Annotated in this window: 1 protein-coding gene; it reads left to right on the top strand. The window is 66.1% G+C overall.

All coding sequences use genetic code 11. The features are described from left to right. A partial coding sequence (locus VTU_RS30385) for an ATP-binding cassette domain-containing protein (protein ID WP_010110647.1) occupies positions 1-295 on the top strand: 295 nt, incomplete at both ends.

Below are 295 nucleotides of genomic sequence, written 5' to 3'. Positions count from 1 at the left end.
GGCCAGCGCCAGCGCATCGCGATCGCGCGTGCGCTATTCACCAACCCGCGCATCCTCATCCTCGACGAAGCCACGAGCGCGCTCGACTACGAAAGCGAAGCCATCATCCAGCACAACATGGTCCCCATCTGCGCGGGCCGCACCGTGCTCATCATTGCCCACCGCCTGAGCGCCGTGCGGCACGCGCACCGAATCCTCGTCATGGACAAGGGCTGCATCGTGCAAACCGGCACGCACGACGCGCTGCTGCAAAGGCAGCAGGGCCTGTACGCGCACCTGTGGCGCATGCAGGACA

Origin of the sequence: Verminephrobacter aporrectodeae subsp. tuberculatae At4 (assembly GCF_000193225.1) — a bacterium.
In the GTDB taxonomy this organism is placed as follows: domain Bacteria; phylum Pseudomonadota; class Gammaproteobacteria; order Burkholderiales; family Burkholderiaceae_C; genus Acidovorax; species Acidovorax aporrectodeae.
The sequence above is the reverse complement of the archived record's forward strand: the minus strand, read 5'-3'. Positions and strand labels throughout refer to the sequence as shown.